Origin of the sequence: secondary endosymbiont of Ctenarytaina eucalypti (assembly GCF_000287335.1) — a bacterium.
Lineage (GTDB): Bacteria > Pseudomonadota > Gammaproteobacteria > Enterobacterales > Enterobacteriaceae.
Genome location: NC_018419.1, coordinates 406,216 through 421,586, shown reverse-complemented (window position 1 = coordinate 421,586; position 15,371 = coordinate 406,216). Strand labels below are relative to the sequence as shown.

General features: G+C 44.5%; 9 protein-coding genes. 6 read left to right on the top strand and 3 right to left on the bottom strand.

Annotation, left to right across the window (positions count from 1 at the left end):
* Positions 1 to 568: 568 nt before the first annotated feature.
* Together typA and ydgT are read left to right on the top strand one after the other, a co-directional pair.
* On the top strand, positions 569 to 2,380 hold the full coding sequence (gene typA, locus A359_RS01070) for a translational GTPase TypA (protein WP_014887964.1): 1,812 nt from the start codon (positions 569 to 571) through the stop codon (positions 2,378 to 2,380).
* Positions 2,381 to 4,497: 2,117 nt separating this feature from the next.
* Positions 4,498 to 4,713 carry a transcription modulator YdgT gene (ydgT, locus tag A359_RS01065; protein ID WP_014887962.1) on the top strand — a complete coding sequence of 72 codons (216 nt, stop codon included), beginning with the start codon at positions 4,498 to 4,500 and terminating at the stop codon, positions 4,711 to 4,713.
* A 1,115-nt stretch (positions 4,714 to 5,828) separates the two neighbouring features.
* Here the strand turns inward: ydgT and A359_RS01060 are convergent.
* Positions 5,829 to 7,124, bottom strand: a complete 1,296-nt coding sequence (locus A359_RS01060; protein WP_014887961.1) for a multifunctional CCA addition/repair protein — start codon at positions 7,122 to 7,124, stop codon at positions 5,829 to 5,831.
* 1,356 nt (positions 7,125 to 8,480) lie between these two features.
* On the opposite strand from A359_RS01060, the gene hldE reads away from it, so the two are divergent.
* On the top strand, positions 8,481 to 9,935 hold the full coding sequence (hldE, locus tag A359_RS01050; protein ID WP_014887959.1) for a bifunctional D-glycero-beta-D-manno-heptose-7-phosphate kinase/D-glycero-beta-D-manno-heptose 1-phosphate adenylyltransferase HldE: 1,455 nt from the start codon (positions 8,481 to 8,483) through the stop codon (positions 9,933 to 9,935).
* 197 nt (positions 9,936 to 10,132) lie between these two features.
* Here the strand turns inward: hldE and ubiK are convergent, their stop codons facing one another.
* Positions 10,133 to 10,453 carry a ubiquinone biosynthesis accessory factor UbiK gene (ubiK, locus tag A359_RS01045; RefSeq protein WP_014887958.1) on the bottom strand — a complete coding sequence of 107 codons (321 nt, stop codon included), beginning with the start codon at positions 10,451 to 10,453 and terminating at the stop codon, positions 10,133 to 10,135.
* Positions 10,454 to 10,849: 396 nt separating this feature from the next.
* Here ubiK and ribB point away from each other — a divergent pair, with 396 nt between their 5' ends.
* The 3 genes from ribB (at position 10,850) to A359_RS01030 (ending at position 14,632) form a co-directional block, all read left to right on the top strand.
* Positions 10,850 to 11,503, top strand: coding sequence for a 3,4-dihydroxy-2-butanone-4-phosphate synthase (gene ribB / locus A359_RS01040; protein WP_014887957.1), 654 nt, complete (start codon positions 10,850 to 10,852; stop codon positions 11,501 to 11,503).
* A 963-nt stretch (positions 11,504 to 12,466) separates the two neighbouring features.
* Positions 12,467 to 13,084: a riboflavin synthase gene (locus A359_RS01035; RefSeq protein ID WP_014887956.1), complete on the top strand. Its 618-nt coding sequence runs from the start codon at positions 12,467 to 12,469 to the stop codon at positions 13,082 to 13,084.
* Positions 13,085 to 14,473: 1,389 nt separating this feature from the next.
* Positions 14,474 to 14,632 (top strand): hypothetical protein, encoded by a 159-nt coding sequence (locus tag A359_RS01030; protein WP_160142713.1) that lies wholly within the window; start codon positions 14,474 to 14,476, stop codon positions 14,630 to 14,632.
* A gap of 586 nt (positions 14,633 to 15,218) precedes the next feature.
* Here A359_RS01030 and A359_RS04370 read toward each other — a convergent pair.
* A complete protein-coding gene (locus A359_RS04370; protein ID WP_160142712.1) occupies positions 15,219 to 15,362 on the bottom strand; it encodes a hypothetical protein in 144 nt (47 codons plus the stop codon).
* Positions 15,363 to 15,371: the final 9 nt, after the last annotated feature.

Below are 15,371 nucleotides of genomic sequence, written 5' to 3'. Positions count from 1 at the left end.
CGGCATCAACACTGCGTCAGATGCTTGGTTGTTTTTCAACTGCTGAACATTTTCCCGTCTTTAACGCGGTCATGCGGATTTTCATCTTCCGAGTCGTGTTGAAGGGGTCATGTGCTGTTCTTTAGCTGTGATATAATTACAACAGCGGTCGGTAGATTGTACGGCATGTGCTTTAAGCATCGTTATGACATGCTGAACGGAGGTTACTATTTCTTCTGCATATGACTTGTTGTCTTCGTGGGACGAAAGCCCATAGATAGTAGGCCCGGCTTGTAAATTTCAATACAGCTATAACTTTGATAATGCAACAACAGAGAGATAAGCTGCCGTTTTTTACTGCACAGGGACTTTGCAAGATTAGGTGGGTTAAGGAATATGAGTGCCCTTTGATAAACAAAGTAGCTGCTATTGATGCATGGAGTGACCCAGAGCAGAAATGGTGGTATAGGAGTAGCATGCGGTAGCATAAAAAATGACCGAATCGCTACGTAAAGACGGATCTTATTTAGTCGTTAATCTAATATGTGTAGAATGACACGCTATTCCAAATGTTTGAGGCATTGTAGTTGTGATCGAAAATCTCCGTAACATCGCCATCATTGCACACGTAGACCATGGTAAAACAACCTTGGTTGACAAATTATTGCAACAATCCGGGACGCTCGGTGACCGACAAGATACAACCGAACGCATCATGGACTGCAACGATTTGGAGAAAGAGCGCGGGATTACTATCCTTGCTAAAAATACTGCTATCAAGTGGCATGAGTACCGTATCAACATAGTCGACACCCCGGGACACGCTGATTTCGGCGGTGAAGTTGAGCGAGTGATGTCGATGGTTGACTCGGTCTTGCTTCTTGTCGATGCCATGGACGGCCCCATGCCCCAAACACGCTTCGTGACGCAAAAAGCATTCGCTTATTGTATGAAGCCTATTGTGGTCATTAATAAAGTTGACCGCCCAGGCGCGCGGCCTGACTGGGCGGTAGATCAGGTTTTCGATCTGTTTGTCAACCTTGGCGCTACCGACGAGCAGCTAGATTTTCCGATCGTCTACGCATCTGCACTTAAGGGTATCGCCGGTCTGGAACATGAACGTATGGCCAGTGATATGAGCCCACTTTTTGAATCTATCGTGAAAAACGTCGAGGCCCCGAAAGTCGACGTCGATGGACCATTCCAGATGCAGATTTCTCAGCTTGATTACAATAGCTATGTTGGGGTTATTGGCGTCGGACGCATCAAGCGCGGCGCTATAAAACCCCACCAAAACGTGACTGTGGTGAGCTGTGAAGGTAAACGCCGCAACGGTAAAGTGGGGAACGTGCTGAGGCACATGGGTCTTCAGCGTATCGACTCTACACTAGCCGAAGCCGGCGATATCATTGCGATCACGGGTCTGGGCGAGCTGAATATTTCTGATACCATTTGTGATCCTAGTCAGGTAGAAGCCCAGCCAGCGTTGACTGTTGAGGAACCAACTGTATCTATGTCATTTGGCGTTAACACGTCGCCGTTCTGTGGCAAAGAAGGAAAGTACGTTACTTCCCGACAGATCTTGGAACGTTTAAAGAAAGAACTGATGTATAACGTAGCGCTGCGCGTAGAAGAAACCGACGATCCGGATACCTTCCGAGTTTCCGGCCGAGGCGAGCTGCACTTGTCGGTTTTGATTGAGCATATGCGTCGGGAAGGGTTCGAGATCGCAGTTTCCCGGCCGAAAGTCATTTTCCGTACCGTTAATGGCAGTAAGCAGGAACCATTTGAGTCGCTAATTCTAGATATTGAAGAACAACATCAGGGTCCGGTCATGGCCGCCATGGGTGCCCGGAAAGGTGAGATACATAACATGCTACCGGACAGTAAAGGCCGCATCCGTTTGGATTACGTGATCCCAAGCCGTGGGCTGATGGGTTTTCGCACTGAGTTCCTAACCATGACCTCGGGAATGGGTCTTTTGTATTCCGCCGTTAGCCACTACCAGGCGGTGCGTCCCGGAGAGATTGGCCGACGCCAGAACGGCGTGCTGATTTCTAACAGCCAGGGCAAGGCAGTGGCTTACGCCCTGTACGGTCTTCAGGATCGCGGACGTTTGTTTTTAGGCCACGGAGCAGAAGTCTATGAAGGTCAAATTATTGGCGTTCACACCCGCCCCAACGATTTGACAGTAAACTGCCTGACTGGTAAGAAGCTGACGAACATGCGTGCATCTGGTAATGATGAAGCTACTACCCTCGTACCAGCGATTCAAATGTCTCTCGAGCAAGCGTTGGAATTCATTGATGATGATGAATTAGTAGAAGTAACGCCGCAATCAATCCGGCTGCGTAAGCGTTATTTAACAGAAAATGCGCGTAAGCGCGCTAATCGCTTATAACAGCGTCGCCTGCAGCTACGATCAAGATCGTTATACTACCTGAACGCCGGTCAACCGGGTTTTGTTAATCCCGTTGCTGTTTTGGGCGCTTCATCAGACCTCTTCTATTGCCTCGGTTTGCTTTTCCACCGCCTGTCTGAATCTGTGCAACAGCGCTTCATGCACAGTAGCGTCTAGAAGTTGCTGGTCTATCTCTCCGTCCCTCTGATCATGCGATCAGAGGGACGCCACCCTCTGTTGGAGGTCATGGCCTGTACCGCGTCGTGTACAGCAGATATGCTAATATCTACGTAAGCACTGAAGATGCTGTTGTAATTAAAAATGATTGAGTTAGTTGATATAGTCATTTATTTGATTTTATAGAAGACAAGGATACTCTACGATCCTTTCCGGGCAAGTAAAATTATTATATATACAATTCAATACAGTGTAAGCTCTTCTCAGCCGATAGCGCGATACTGGAAATGATTACATAGACGTCATGTGTTTATTAAACCAGAGTACGCCTTCACCTGAATACTTCCTCAATGACGAACAGCGGAAATATAAAAATGTTAACCCTGTGATAGTATCGTTTGCTTAGTACAGCGCAAACCTTCTCACTTGTCACATATTGAACAAGGTTGTTTTGAACAGATTGACGTTTTAGGTGATAGGCAGCCCTAACTAAATGCCGTTCAACACATAGTTGATATGGTAATGAAAAAGTTTAAAGTTACTAACCGCCATATTATATAATAAGGCTGCAAGCAAGCTTATTGCCTGACTGTAAAATGCATGAGTCAGCTATTGCTGTATGTTCATAGAGCAGTGATATTAGATGGCATGGTTGATTAGTGTCTCCTCAGAGACAGCCCATTACTATCTCGCTACTGATAGCAGCACCTCTTTAGTTTTGCCTTAACGGCTCAGAAAGCGTTTTTGACTCGATTGTGAAACTTAGTCTGCATCAGTTAAGATGGTCTGATTATTTTTTGCTAAGCAAAAAAGCAAGGACAAACTGTATCAACATACGAAGGTCATTAGGCAATGATACTGCATCAATTTCAGTTGTTGATGGCTCCAGTATAACATGTTGGGGTGAAGGAGCATAAATTATTCAGCATCAGGATCTCGATACATGAAGAGAGAGGAGGAAGCGCTGGCTCATCATACTTACGTAGAATTAGATGACTCTCTAAAGTTTTTTAAACCTAAACATTGTTCTTACAGCCATGTAAGAATCAGTAATAACTACTATTTTTAGGATATCATTACTATAGCTAAGATGCTGATTTTTAGACGTGTCTTTAGACCTATAGTCTAAGATTAATTAGCATGGCGCTTTGCCATGATGGGCACAAGGATCTGTATTGAGCGCTTCAAGAATACATGAAGGTAGTATGAGTAATAATGCATAATTAGTAAGGTCAGTCGATGCATTTATGATATTTGAGTGGGCTTGCTTTATAAAATCCAGAAGAGATGGGATATGCTTGTCTCTGCTTTAGAATCAATCAGTATAGGCAATAGGATAGATTGCCCCCTTTACTAACATCCGGCGTATATTCTTTCATAGTAAGGTTTTCGATCCCTTGCGTCACAGACTGTTTCTGTTCTTTCAGTGCGGTGCTTAGTCAATGGCCTAACCGATTTGTTCACCTCCTATTGTCATTTATATAAGGAATAGCTGGCTCATCTTCTTTATACCGCTAGAGGGCGTGACAGCTTGAAAACGTCTTTATCAGCTGGAAATTGATGGTTTTAAATTTTCTCTTTTACATAGACGCAATATGTTACAGAAGATATATTGCGCCACGATAGGGATTGTTGTAATTTTTATTTATTCAACAATCTCGTATTGTAAATTCATGAACGTGATTATAAATGCATAGCACATTAATTTATTTGATATTGATGCTGTGAGTCGTGATCGTTCTAAATTGTGATGATGGTGTCTGTTATTTCGTTGAGGGTGGGTGAGGAACAGGCGTTGCGCTATTGCACAGCAATATGTTGCTGCATTTATATGCACACATATCTGCTCACGTTTTTTAAATTTTTGGAAGGAAAGTCTGGACAGCCGCGCTACGCGGCATATAGTATTATGCCTTTACCCCCTTCTTTGAAAGCGAAATATGACTCCCCACGATTACTTGCTGAAGTTTCGTAAGGTGAACACATCAGAAAGTCTGGAAAAACTATTTGATCATTTAAATTATTCCCTGACCGATGATACTGAAATCATCAACATGTATCGGGCAGCGGATCATCGCCGCGCTGAATTAGCCGCAGGAGGACGCTTATTTGATCTTGGAAAAGTACCGAAAGCCGTTTGGAGATATGTGGTTTGACGGCGCTTTCCTCTAACCCCCTGCGTTTTATAGACCTCTAGCTTTAGAGATGTCGGTGCCTTGTCTTTGGGGGAGGCTACTAAATAGCATAACCATGCTTATCTTGCTATTTCTTGTCTATGCTGATTGAGACGATCTGTTCTGCGACTAGACGCCGGTCGGTCTCGTCAGTCGCATCACTAGTCGAAAAATATTAGAGTCTAATGTTTCTGAAACCTTCTTTTTTCTTCTCCGGTCCTAGCGATATGCCGGCCTGCTAATTTTGTAAAAACAGGTAGAGGGAGCATTGCTCTGAATGAACAATCGATTCTTCATACCGGTTAGGGATCCAAAAAATGCTCCTGTTCTTATCATATAACAGCGTTGGTAAGACAGCTTACTATCTGTTCCCGATGTGATTACTAGCGCTCAGAGGTTCATATTTCAAACGCTGCCTTGTGCCCCATCGTATAAGGTTCGATAATATCGATATCTCCTGTCGAGGATAAATCAGATATTTAATTGCATTCTCCAAAAAAAGCGTTAGGATAGTAACGTATATCGTTAGCACGGCAGTCAACGTTTCTTAATATAGGACTGCGTCGCACAAAAATGTAAAAAAATCAGTACAAATAATTTAATGCGTTCCGCTGTCGACTACTAGATAGCGTCGAATGTCCGACTCTACGTATTGTCAATACTCCTTTTGCTTTTCTTGAAACGCTGCTGTACTTGAACATTGCAGGTTAGCGCTATCCGTGATGTGTTGGATAATGTCACATTCCATCGATATTTTTATTCTGATAGACAGGGTTTTCGCCTGTTCTGCATTCAAGACTAGCCCGTTCATCGTGGTAGTAGCTATAGAAGTTGAATGGTTGGTTGAGTCGATCAATTCGTGTAATGCATCTCACCGCAAGATGCAAATGCTTCGTTTATTTATTATTAGCATCATGCTGCTAGTGTCCTCTGAGAGGGTAAGCGCCAGGTGAGTTCATCTAAAAAATATTCTTTATTCTTTATTCCGCAAGGCTTGAGGTATCTACGCATGCTGTGAGAGAGATAGCATCTTATATGGTCGCGTGAGAAGCGCAAGAGGTAATAAATGTACACTTTTATTCATTGATAATCCTTGCTTATTTTTCATCAGGCACGCTCTCCAACTTAGCCTCCGGAATACGGGTGTAGTCCGGTATAGTCTTAGTATTACTGCTTTCCCGCTGTCGCTTCCAAGTAATTAAGGCTTTCTCGCGTCGTAGAATGAGCTCCTCCCCGATTTGAGCGTCCCTGAAGCCTGCGCTGATAATACAGCAAGGAGTAACTGAGGCCGTTACATGAAATGCCTCTCGCAGAAACTTCCCTTGTGGATAAGGGTTGTTTTCAAAACCAGCACGTCCTCGAGCGTCTGCTTCGCTGGAAATGATCATTTTCTCTAAACGCTCCGGACGGCGCCAGGCATCAATGGCTCTGAATAATTGGATCAGCATCCTCGGCGTTAGTGTCTCAGCACCGTGCAATACATCATGATATGTAGCTACAATCTTTGCTAGATTATATAGCGCAGTAGGTACTTTCAGGCGTCGGCAGAGTCCTTCCAGTACTTTTACTCCAGCCGGGCCATGGCCCTGATGGCTTGGCCACAATGCTCTCGGAGTCATGGCCTTGCCCATGTCGTGACAAAGCGCAGCGAAGCGTACGGCGATATCTTGCGATAGCCGGGCCGCCATCGATACCGTCATCAAGGTGTGAATTCCGGTATCAATTTCCGGATGCCATTTAGCTGATGCCGGCACGTTAAACAGCGCATTTACTTCAGGGAAGAACATTTTTAATGCGTCGCAATCACGCAATACTTGAAAATAGACTTGGGGATTACGGGTTTCTAGGGCGCGCTCGGTCTCTTTCCAGACCCGCTCACGGGCCAGAAGTAATACTTCATCTTTCATTTGACGCATGAGCGCCATCGTTTCCGGCGCAATACGAAAATGTAGATGGGCAAAGCGTGCAGCAAAACGGGCGACCCGCAGTATTCGTAACGGATCTTCGCTGAAAGCATCGGAGACATGACGCAAGCAGCGTTGATGGATATCGTGCTGCCCCTGATAGGGATCGATCAGATTTCCTAGTTCATCTCGGGCTATGGCGTTGATCGTGAGATCGCGTCGGCGTAAATCCTCTTCCAGCGTGACTTCTGGCGATGAATGACAAATAAATCCGGTATATCCTTGACCAGATTTATGCTCGGTCCGTGCGAGCGCATATTCTTCGCGGCTCTCTGGGTGTAAAAAAACTGGAAAATCTTTTCCAACCTGCTGATAACCTTTCGCTAGCATTTCTTCCTGCGTTGCCCCGATCACCACCCAGTCTTTTTCTTTGATGGGGAGGTTCATAATACCGTCACGAACGGCGCCTCCTACCAGATATTTTTTCACAATGTACTCCTAGTATATCTGGAGTTGCTTTATATTGGCACTATATACATTAAGTGCATCCGTATCGTTCATAAGATTCACTCGTCCCGTTGCAGGTGCAACTCCTTGTGTCCAGTGGTCATCTTTTTTCTACAAAGCGAAGTATAGTACGCAGAAGTAATCGGACAAGACCATCATGAAAAATGAAATACTGTATGATAATGATGAGTAATTTATCGTCAAGCTCCGCTCTTCCTCTCTGTGCCCATTCATTTTCCGCTATTGTACATGACTTCTTAAGAGCCTGATGCTGTTCCATAAGAGCATTGATAACGCTCTCGGCGGTTGCCATTTTTTTCTGCATCTCAGTTTGGCGATGATTTTAAAAAGTATCCGGCGTATTGAGCTATTAGTAAGGACCAGGGCCGTCTGCACCGGCCTGCTGTTGCATCCAACAGATTGGGTGCGATAAACGTAGCTAATGATGTCCACACAGTGCGACTTTTTTGTTGCCCACCTATGCGAAGCGAGCGAGGTAGTTCTACCTGTGAAGAGAAATAGTAGCTTCGAGATCCCAGTTTTTAGAAGAACGATATGATATTGCTTGTCCTGGTCCCTACGGATATAGATAAGTAATTTTTTAGAAAAACAACGACGCTTTTCGGGCACGGGAAAGGTGTATGCCGATCAATAAAGTGCTTTATTTGAAGTAGATGCTATGCGTAGCACCCCTGAAGTCCGAAAACCGGTTAGTATGTTTTCTGCGTTTTATGAATGATGAGCTTCAGGCAGCTTGAACCTAGCAAATAGAGCCTGGTGCGTAGGCGGATCTGGTATAGTTTATATCTGTTCCTGACGCAAGGGGCGGTCTTGACTTATCCCAATGGTCGATGCGGCAGGTTCACAATCCCACTACTCTTTTTAGAGATGTGTAGTGAAATGTATGCGCTATGATGCAGCAATAGTCGCCTGGTTAGCAATCTAGCTTTTCTAATTACTACACGAACGAGCAGATTGTTGCCGATATGAGGTTTTTAGCCGTATTTTAGGGTGGTGTCCACAACACCGACAAGCTTTTACTGATTGCTTCTCGGTATAGAGTGTATGCGGAGGAGTGTGGCATGATGGGGCTATCTAAGGTGATGAGTGTCGCCGTAGTGAGACGACACCGAGTGATACAATGTATCGCTCGGTGCTTCCAATAGCGTAGGTTGCCTGTGAGTGCGTCTTCAGCCGCCACTAATGGTGTTAATAGATGACGTGACGAGTCAGCAGCGTTGCTATAGTAGGGACTGAGAACGTTGGTATGAGGAGTTGAGTTTTTCCCGCATGTGATATTCTCGTATGTTGTAAACTAAATCTCTTTGGAGCAAGTGAATGAAAGAGACCTTGCCTGATTTTCGCCAGGCGGGCGCGCTGGTTGTTGGTGATGTGATGGTAGATCGATATTGGTACGGGCCTAGCAGCCGGATTTCACCAGAAGCACCAGTACCTATTGTGACAGTAGATGCCATGGAGGAGCGTCCCGGAGGCGCTGCTAACGTCGCGATGAATATTGCCGCCCTTGGCTGCCAGTCCCGTTTAATCGGCCTGACTGGCATTGATGACGCTGCACGCACCCTTGGAGAACGTCTTAGTGCAGTCTCTGTAACCTGTGATTTTATCGCTGTTGCCACTCATCCTACGATCATTAAACTGCGGGTGTTATCACGTAATCAGCAGCTGATTCGCCTGGATTTTGAGAAGGGCTTTGAGGATGTTGACGCCACGCCCATCTTGGAGCGCATTCAGGTGGCTTTGCCGCACAGCGGGGTGGTGGTGCTTTCAGATTATGCGAAAGGTGCGTTAGCGCAAGTACGTGAGATTATTGCCCTGGCAAACGCCGTCGGTGTTACTGTTCTAGTTGATCCGAAAGGCACCGACTTCAGTCGCTATCAAGGCGCTACACTGCTGACGCCAAATCTCTCTGAGTTTGAGGCAGTTGCGGGGGAATGCAAAGATGAGTCAACGCTCGTAAGCCGTGGAATGAACATCATCGCCGCGTATCAGCTTACAGCGCTACTAATTACCCGCTCTGAGCAGGGGATGACCTTACTACAACCGGGAAAGGCGCCGTTGCATTTACCGACGCAGGCAAAAGAAGTCTATGATGTGACTGGTGCAGGGGACACGGTTATTGGTGTACTCGCCGCCGCACTCGCAGCTGGTCATGGTCTAGAGGAATCGTGTTTTCTAGCTAATGCTGCTGCAGGTGTGGTTGTTGGAAAATTAGGCACATCTACCGTTAGCCCTACCGAGCTGGAAAACGCCACCCGTGGTGGCGCCGAAATAAACTTTGGTGTCATGACCGAAAGTAAGTTGAAGCAGGCTGTGGCCATGGCTCGTCAGCGCGGTGAAAAGCTTGTGATGACCAATGGTATTTTTGATATTTTGCATGCTGGCCATGTTAGTTACCTTGCTACGGCTCGTAGGTTAGGTGACCGACTCATTGTAGTGGTGAACAGTGATGAGTCAACTAAGCGCCTCAAGGGGGACGCGCGTCCGGTCAATCCTCTAGCGCAGCGTATGACTGTTTTAGCAGCGCTCAAGGCGGTAGACTGGGTCGTACCTTTCAGCGAGGATACTCCGCTACGTCTGATTTCTGACGTACTACCGGATGTGTTAGTCAAAGGGGGCGACTATCTGCCGCATCAGATAGCAGGAAGCAAGGAGGTCTGGGACAATGGGGGTGATGTTCTGGTGCTGAATTTTGAAGAAAACTGCTCAAGCACTACAATAATCAAAGCTATTAAGCGCGGGGGGGGGGTTAAGATGCACGAGCCTAAGCCATAATAAATAATACCATCGAGCTGGGATTTTTACACCATATATTAGCCTCTCTTCCGATGACATCGGCAGGGAGGCGATGCTGTTTATAGTTTGCTAAAGGTGTCTTTAACTGGCGTGGTATTTACGACTATAAATTTTAAGAATATATCTTACTCGAAGCAAATGCTAGTAGTCTTGTCTACATAAATCACTCCCATAAACTAATCCTCCTTTACCGGAGCCTTATTGGCTGATGTCGTGCTGCAAGAAGGCGCTACTAACCTGACTGACTGATTACTATTTGGTGCTGTTTCTAACGCTTTAAGACGACGCTCTAATTCATTAAGTTTCTCACGGGTACACAAGAGCACTTGTGTTTGCAGGTCAAATTCTTCACGGCTTACCAAATGCATTCGATTGCACTGGTGTTGTAGTATCTGACGAATCTTTTTTTCTACGTCGTCACCTAAATCACGGATGCTGTTCGGCAGAGATTTTTTCACCTGCCGAACAATCTGTTCAAGTTTTTTTGGATCAATCATTGTAGAGTTCCTAACTTTTCAGAATCTATTGAGTGTAATGCCTTTTAGCTCTCAGTGGAAATAAAAAAATGTATTGAAATTATTCGGTTGCTAATTGCCTTGGCGGTCGGTTAGCGCTATAATTCCTCTGCCTTTCAGGGCAGAGGGTATATCCCCATCGCCGGTAACTCTAATATAAGTATTGTAAAGGATGCCCACGAGCGCTGAGATTGCGGGCGATCTTAGGTGAGTAGAGCCGGTATAATTCCGGTACCGATGGTAATAGTTCAGGCGAAAGAAAGTAACGCAGCTTAATCGGGCTATGACACGCTATTTTTATTTTTTAGCCCTTTCGAGGTCACTCTTAAGTCTGCCCTGATTCTGGTAATTTATATCAATGATGAGGTTTTGTTTACCATGAATCAGACGCTTCTTTCCGAATTCGGTTCTCCACTTCAACGCTTGAAAAAAGCGCTAGAGGCGTTGCGAAAAGGCCAGGGAGTGCTGGTGTTAGACGATGAAGATCGTGAAAATGAAGGCGATATGATATTCGCTGCGGAAAATATGACTGTTGAGCAGATGGCATTAGCCATCCGATACGGCAGCGGTATCGTTTGCCTGTGCTTGACTGACGAACACCGACAGAGGTTAGCACTGCCTATGATGGTTGAACATAACAGCAGTCATTATCGGACAGCGTTTACCGTCACGATAGAAGCCGCGGTAGGCGTCAGCACCGGGGTATCTGCCGCCGATCGTTTGACAACGATTCTAGCTGCTATTAAAGATAACGCTAAACCAACTGATCTTAATCGTCCCGGGCATGTTTTTCCACTGTGTGCGCAGCGGGGAGGTGTACTAGTCCGCGCTGGGCATACTGAAGCGGCTGTGGATTTAACTGCTCTCGCTGGCATGAAGCCGGCTGGCGTGCTATGCGAAGTGACTAATGACGATGGTACGATGGCACGGGCGCCAGAAATCGTAGCCTTTGCAAGGCACTACGGAATGCCGCCTCTTACTATTGAAGATCTCGTGCACTATCGTCGCGCACTGGCGTGCGAAGTCAGCTGAAGATTCTGGGGCATAACGAGAAGCTGCTCTGGTACTGGAATATCAGCATGAGTATTTGCCACAGTATATAAAACGATCTTGCCTATTGGCAAAAAAATAACTGTATAGCCTAGACGCCGGGTTTGTAGATCCCAGCATATCAATAGCCGGTCCGTAGATTTTATTAAAGCAATACACTTTATGCTTGGAGTGTATTGAATCGATAAGTCTCTATTTTTCGATAACAGTTCCTTCAGCTTTACAGAGTTTTGTCAAGAAGCATCCCAGGTCAAGTAGCATAATATTAAAAAATAGATTATCGCATTTTTTGCCATGCGGTACTACAAAACGTGAAACATGAAATTATTTTCCTAATTTACCATATTAGTATCACGTTTATATCGATTCTACGAGATGCAATATAGCAAACTCACCGAAAATTACGGTAGCGTCGGCTGACGGTCCTAAAGATATACGTTACTGAGCTGATGCTCTACAGCAGAAAAGCATACAACCCTTTATCATGCTCTAGCTAAAGATACTTTCAGCTTTCTTTATATTATGAATCTTACCCTATGGTTAGAAATGAGCATCTAAGTATTCGGGCAGACAGGAAAGTCTAGTCGGTAAGGACTAGTGCTTACTAGGCCAACAAATTCAATAATGGTTTAAAATATTTCCGTGAAGCGCTTCAGAGTCAAGATAGCTCTGATGAGCATGTACGTACAGCTACAGTACTAGTCATGAAGGTTAACATTATGACTCTATAAGAGATGTTAAATATTGTGCGCATCAAGTAAAAATAACGCTGTTAGCGCTCAACTTATTATCAATGCTAGTGTATTTCAGAAAGATTTTGCATAGTGGCATCGGTTAACAAAATTTATATAATAAGATATCAATCTCTAACAACGCGCATCTTATGTAAGAAAATGACAGCCGAGTTATTTAGGTGTCTAGATGTAGCTAGATGAGGAAAAGCCCATGTTTACGGGGATCGTTCAGGGCACCGCGCCTATTATTGCAATTGAAGCAAAAAAAAACCTTTGCACGCATTACGTCCGCTTACCAACGTCGCTGCTGCTAAATTTAGATATCGGCGCTTCGATAGCTCATAATGGCTGTTGTCTGACAGTTACGAACATCGCTGATGATGTGGTGAGCTTTGATCTGATGCAAGTGACGCTCCAACTGACCAATTTGGGTGCGATAAAGGTCGGAGATGAGGTCAACCTAGAGCGGCCAGCCAGTCTAAAAACGGAAATTGGCGGTCATATGATGTCCGGGCATATTATTGGCACTGCAGAATTGAGCAAAATTGTTACCTCAGAGAACAACCGCCAGATTTGGTTTTCCCTACCGAATAGGGCACTAATGAAATATATCTTGCATAAAGGCTATATCGGCGTTGATGGCATTAGCCTGACAGTAAGCGAAGTTGCAGATGACCGTTTTTGCGTACATTTAATACCTGAAACATTGCGGAGAACGACACTCGGCAAGAAACGACTTGGCGCCAGTGTTAATATCGAAATTGACTCGCAGACACAGGCAATTATCGATACAGTAGAGCGGGTTTTGTCAGCTCGCCATCGCGCGTGATGGCACTTACCATACATATCATTTCGCATTATTTAATACAGAGTAGCTTGAAGTAAGTATTTTTAATCTGATTATCTGTTGTCAATAAATAGCTGTTATAAAGAAAATTTCTTATCAGTCAGTGACCCATTAATAACAATATCCTCAGGGAGATCGGATCTCTGAAAGCGCTGACGGAATAGATGGGGTAAGCAGCTATTACCGCGGAACCTTGATAGAGAAAGTTCTTCTTGGCCGTCGTGCTAGCCGTCTACCTTTGCTACTTGGATAGGGCTAGGAATAACCATCCTGATAACGACGTGGGTGTGTGCTTGAGAAAAAAATTTTATAAGACTTTGTTGAGCTACTCTTGACCTTGATGGTGTAGCTACTAAAATTCTTAGGCTATATTTTGCGCAAAAATAGCGATCAGAGAGTATATAAAAGCAGAAAAGACAGTGTCTGTTAGCACGACAGTGCTCAACTAAGCACATGCATAATTGATAGCAGGAGACTGCACGTTTTTTTGAAATAACATGCAAAATCCAAATGTATGCTATTAAAAAATAAAAAAATAATTAACTCAACATTTGGTTCTAGAGAGCAAGAAATATGAAATTTTCCATCTTGATTGATCGAAAAATAGTACTACTGCTGCAGCAAAGCTATCGGATGTAATCAAGCGGATAGTCTAGAAAATTAGGAACTGCTTCTCTTATAATGCTGAGTATACACATGACGATTATTATCCTCTCTTAATAATGATAAGAAATTCGATAACCCAGTCTTTGGAAGACGCAAAATTTCCTCGTCCGTCACATTAGCATAACTCTGCGGTTACAAGTCGCTTCTGTGTAGTAGTGATGATACCTAAAAGCCAGAAGTGGTCAGAAGCTCTTGCTATCTGAAGCAATCATGTTTCATTTTACAAGACTTTTTCGTTCCTCATCTAAATCTAAGTGCTTATAATGTGTAGTCAGTAAGGGGATGCTAAAAAAATTTAACCCCCTAATAAGATTACGCTTTGAGGAATGCTTTAAGCGTCTCTATTGCGTTGCAATAGCTTTTCTAGGGGCTAACGCATCACCAAATACTTATATATTTTACAAATTTTAGATTAAATTAAATGTTGCCATGTTCTCAATAGGGTATCTTCTCTTCTTTTTACGTTACGTAGAACATTTCTAGCGACTGAGAATCTGAATGTATGACCTAGCTCATGCTCTATATAGATAAGAAACATCCGAGGTGGCTTTGCGCGACATAGACAGAATTGACCTCTAAGAGCTTTAACTACATTCTGCGTAGCTTGCTTACACAAGCCGGTTGTAATGGGTGGTTCTATTTTCTAAACTGCAACTGTACTAAGAAAATGTGCTTAAATTTTACACAAAAGAGCTTTTTTGTGAAGTGTTGCTACGTTCGTGGTGTGACTACCAGAAGGCTAAGCTTGACGCAGTCTATCAGAGTCTTTTCTTCGATTGCAGCGATGCAGAAGTCAAACGTGTAATACCTGTTGACATCGGTCCGGATTCGCTACCACTCGGCGCGCTGAAAATCCTCGGATAGGTTGTTAAAAAGACTTTCTCTGCGTCCCGTTACAGACAGAGCCTGTCGACGGCTATAGCTCTATTTTTTTCAGAAACATCTCTCTGTTACCGAGAGAGAGCACGCCAAAACCAAAATTGTTTCATACGCGGTGTTAGGGGTCTCTGTAGCCTGCACTAAAGTGCACGACAGTCGCGGAAGATCTTTGAATTTCTTCCTGAGAAAGATAATCATGCGTTCGATGGGCGCCGACGTCATAAGACTAGTAGGATATGAGCCCCTCCCTTAATACAACCGATATTATTGTCACCTCAACTGCCATTTCACTGCTGATGATCCGATAGGGAATGGAAAAACCAGCACTAAACAACCTTGTTATCAACCCATTTTCTAGTATATATTCCTATAATATGTCATTTTGAACTAAAGGTTTTGAAGCTACCCAAGGGCTTGTCCGTATACAACAAACAATCTATGGGCTATGATTACATGGACATCCCTTATTTTAAAGATATTGCGAGACTGTCCGAAACTATTCCCTAGCAGAATGTTTTAGATGTCATTAGTTGGTTTCGTATCTAGGCTCAGGAGTGGAAGCGGTCTCTGCTTACCGCACCCGGCCGCTGGAGAGGATATATAGCTTCGGTCGGGGATTGTGAAAACCTCCGTATGCTCGGCTTTGCGGCGCAGCTCTGATCCAGAACAGACAGTAAATTACATAGCGCACAAGCTGACCAATCATCTGCTGCATGTGTCTACA

Bases quoted from the DNA above. Each gene is read 5' to 3' on its own strand.
- ydgT (WP_014887962.1), top strand. From the start codon at position 4,498: ATGACTCCCCACGATTACTTGCTGAAGTTTCGTAAGGTGAACACATCA.
- ribB (WP_014887957.1), top strand. From the start codon at position 10,850: ATGAATCAGACGCTTCTTTCCGAATTCGGTTCTCCACTTCAACGCTTG.
- hldE (WP_014887959.1), top strand. From the start codon at position 8,481: ATGAAAGAGACCTTGCCTGATTTTCGCCAGGCGGGCGCGCTGGTTGTT.
- A359_RS01035 (WP_014887956.1), top strand. From the start codon at position 12,467: ATGTTTACGGGGATCGTTCAGGGCACCGCGCCTATTATTGCAATTGAA.
- ubiK (WP_014887958.1), bottom strand. From the start codon at position 10,453: ATGATTGATCCAAAAAAACTTGAACAGATTGTTCGGCAGGTGAAAAAA.
- A359_RS04370 (WP_160142712.1), bottom strand. From the start codon at position 15,362: ATGCAGCAGATGATTGGTCAGCTTGTGCGCTATGTAATTTACTGTCTG.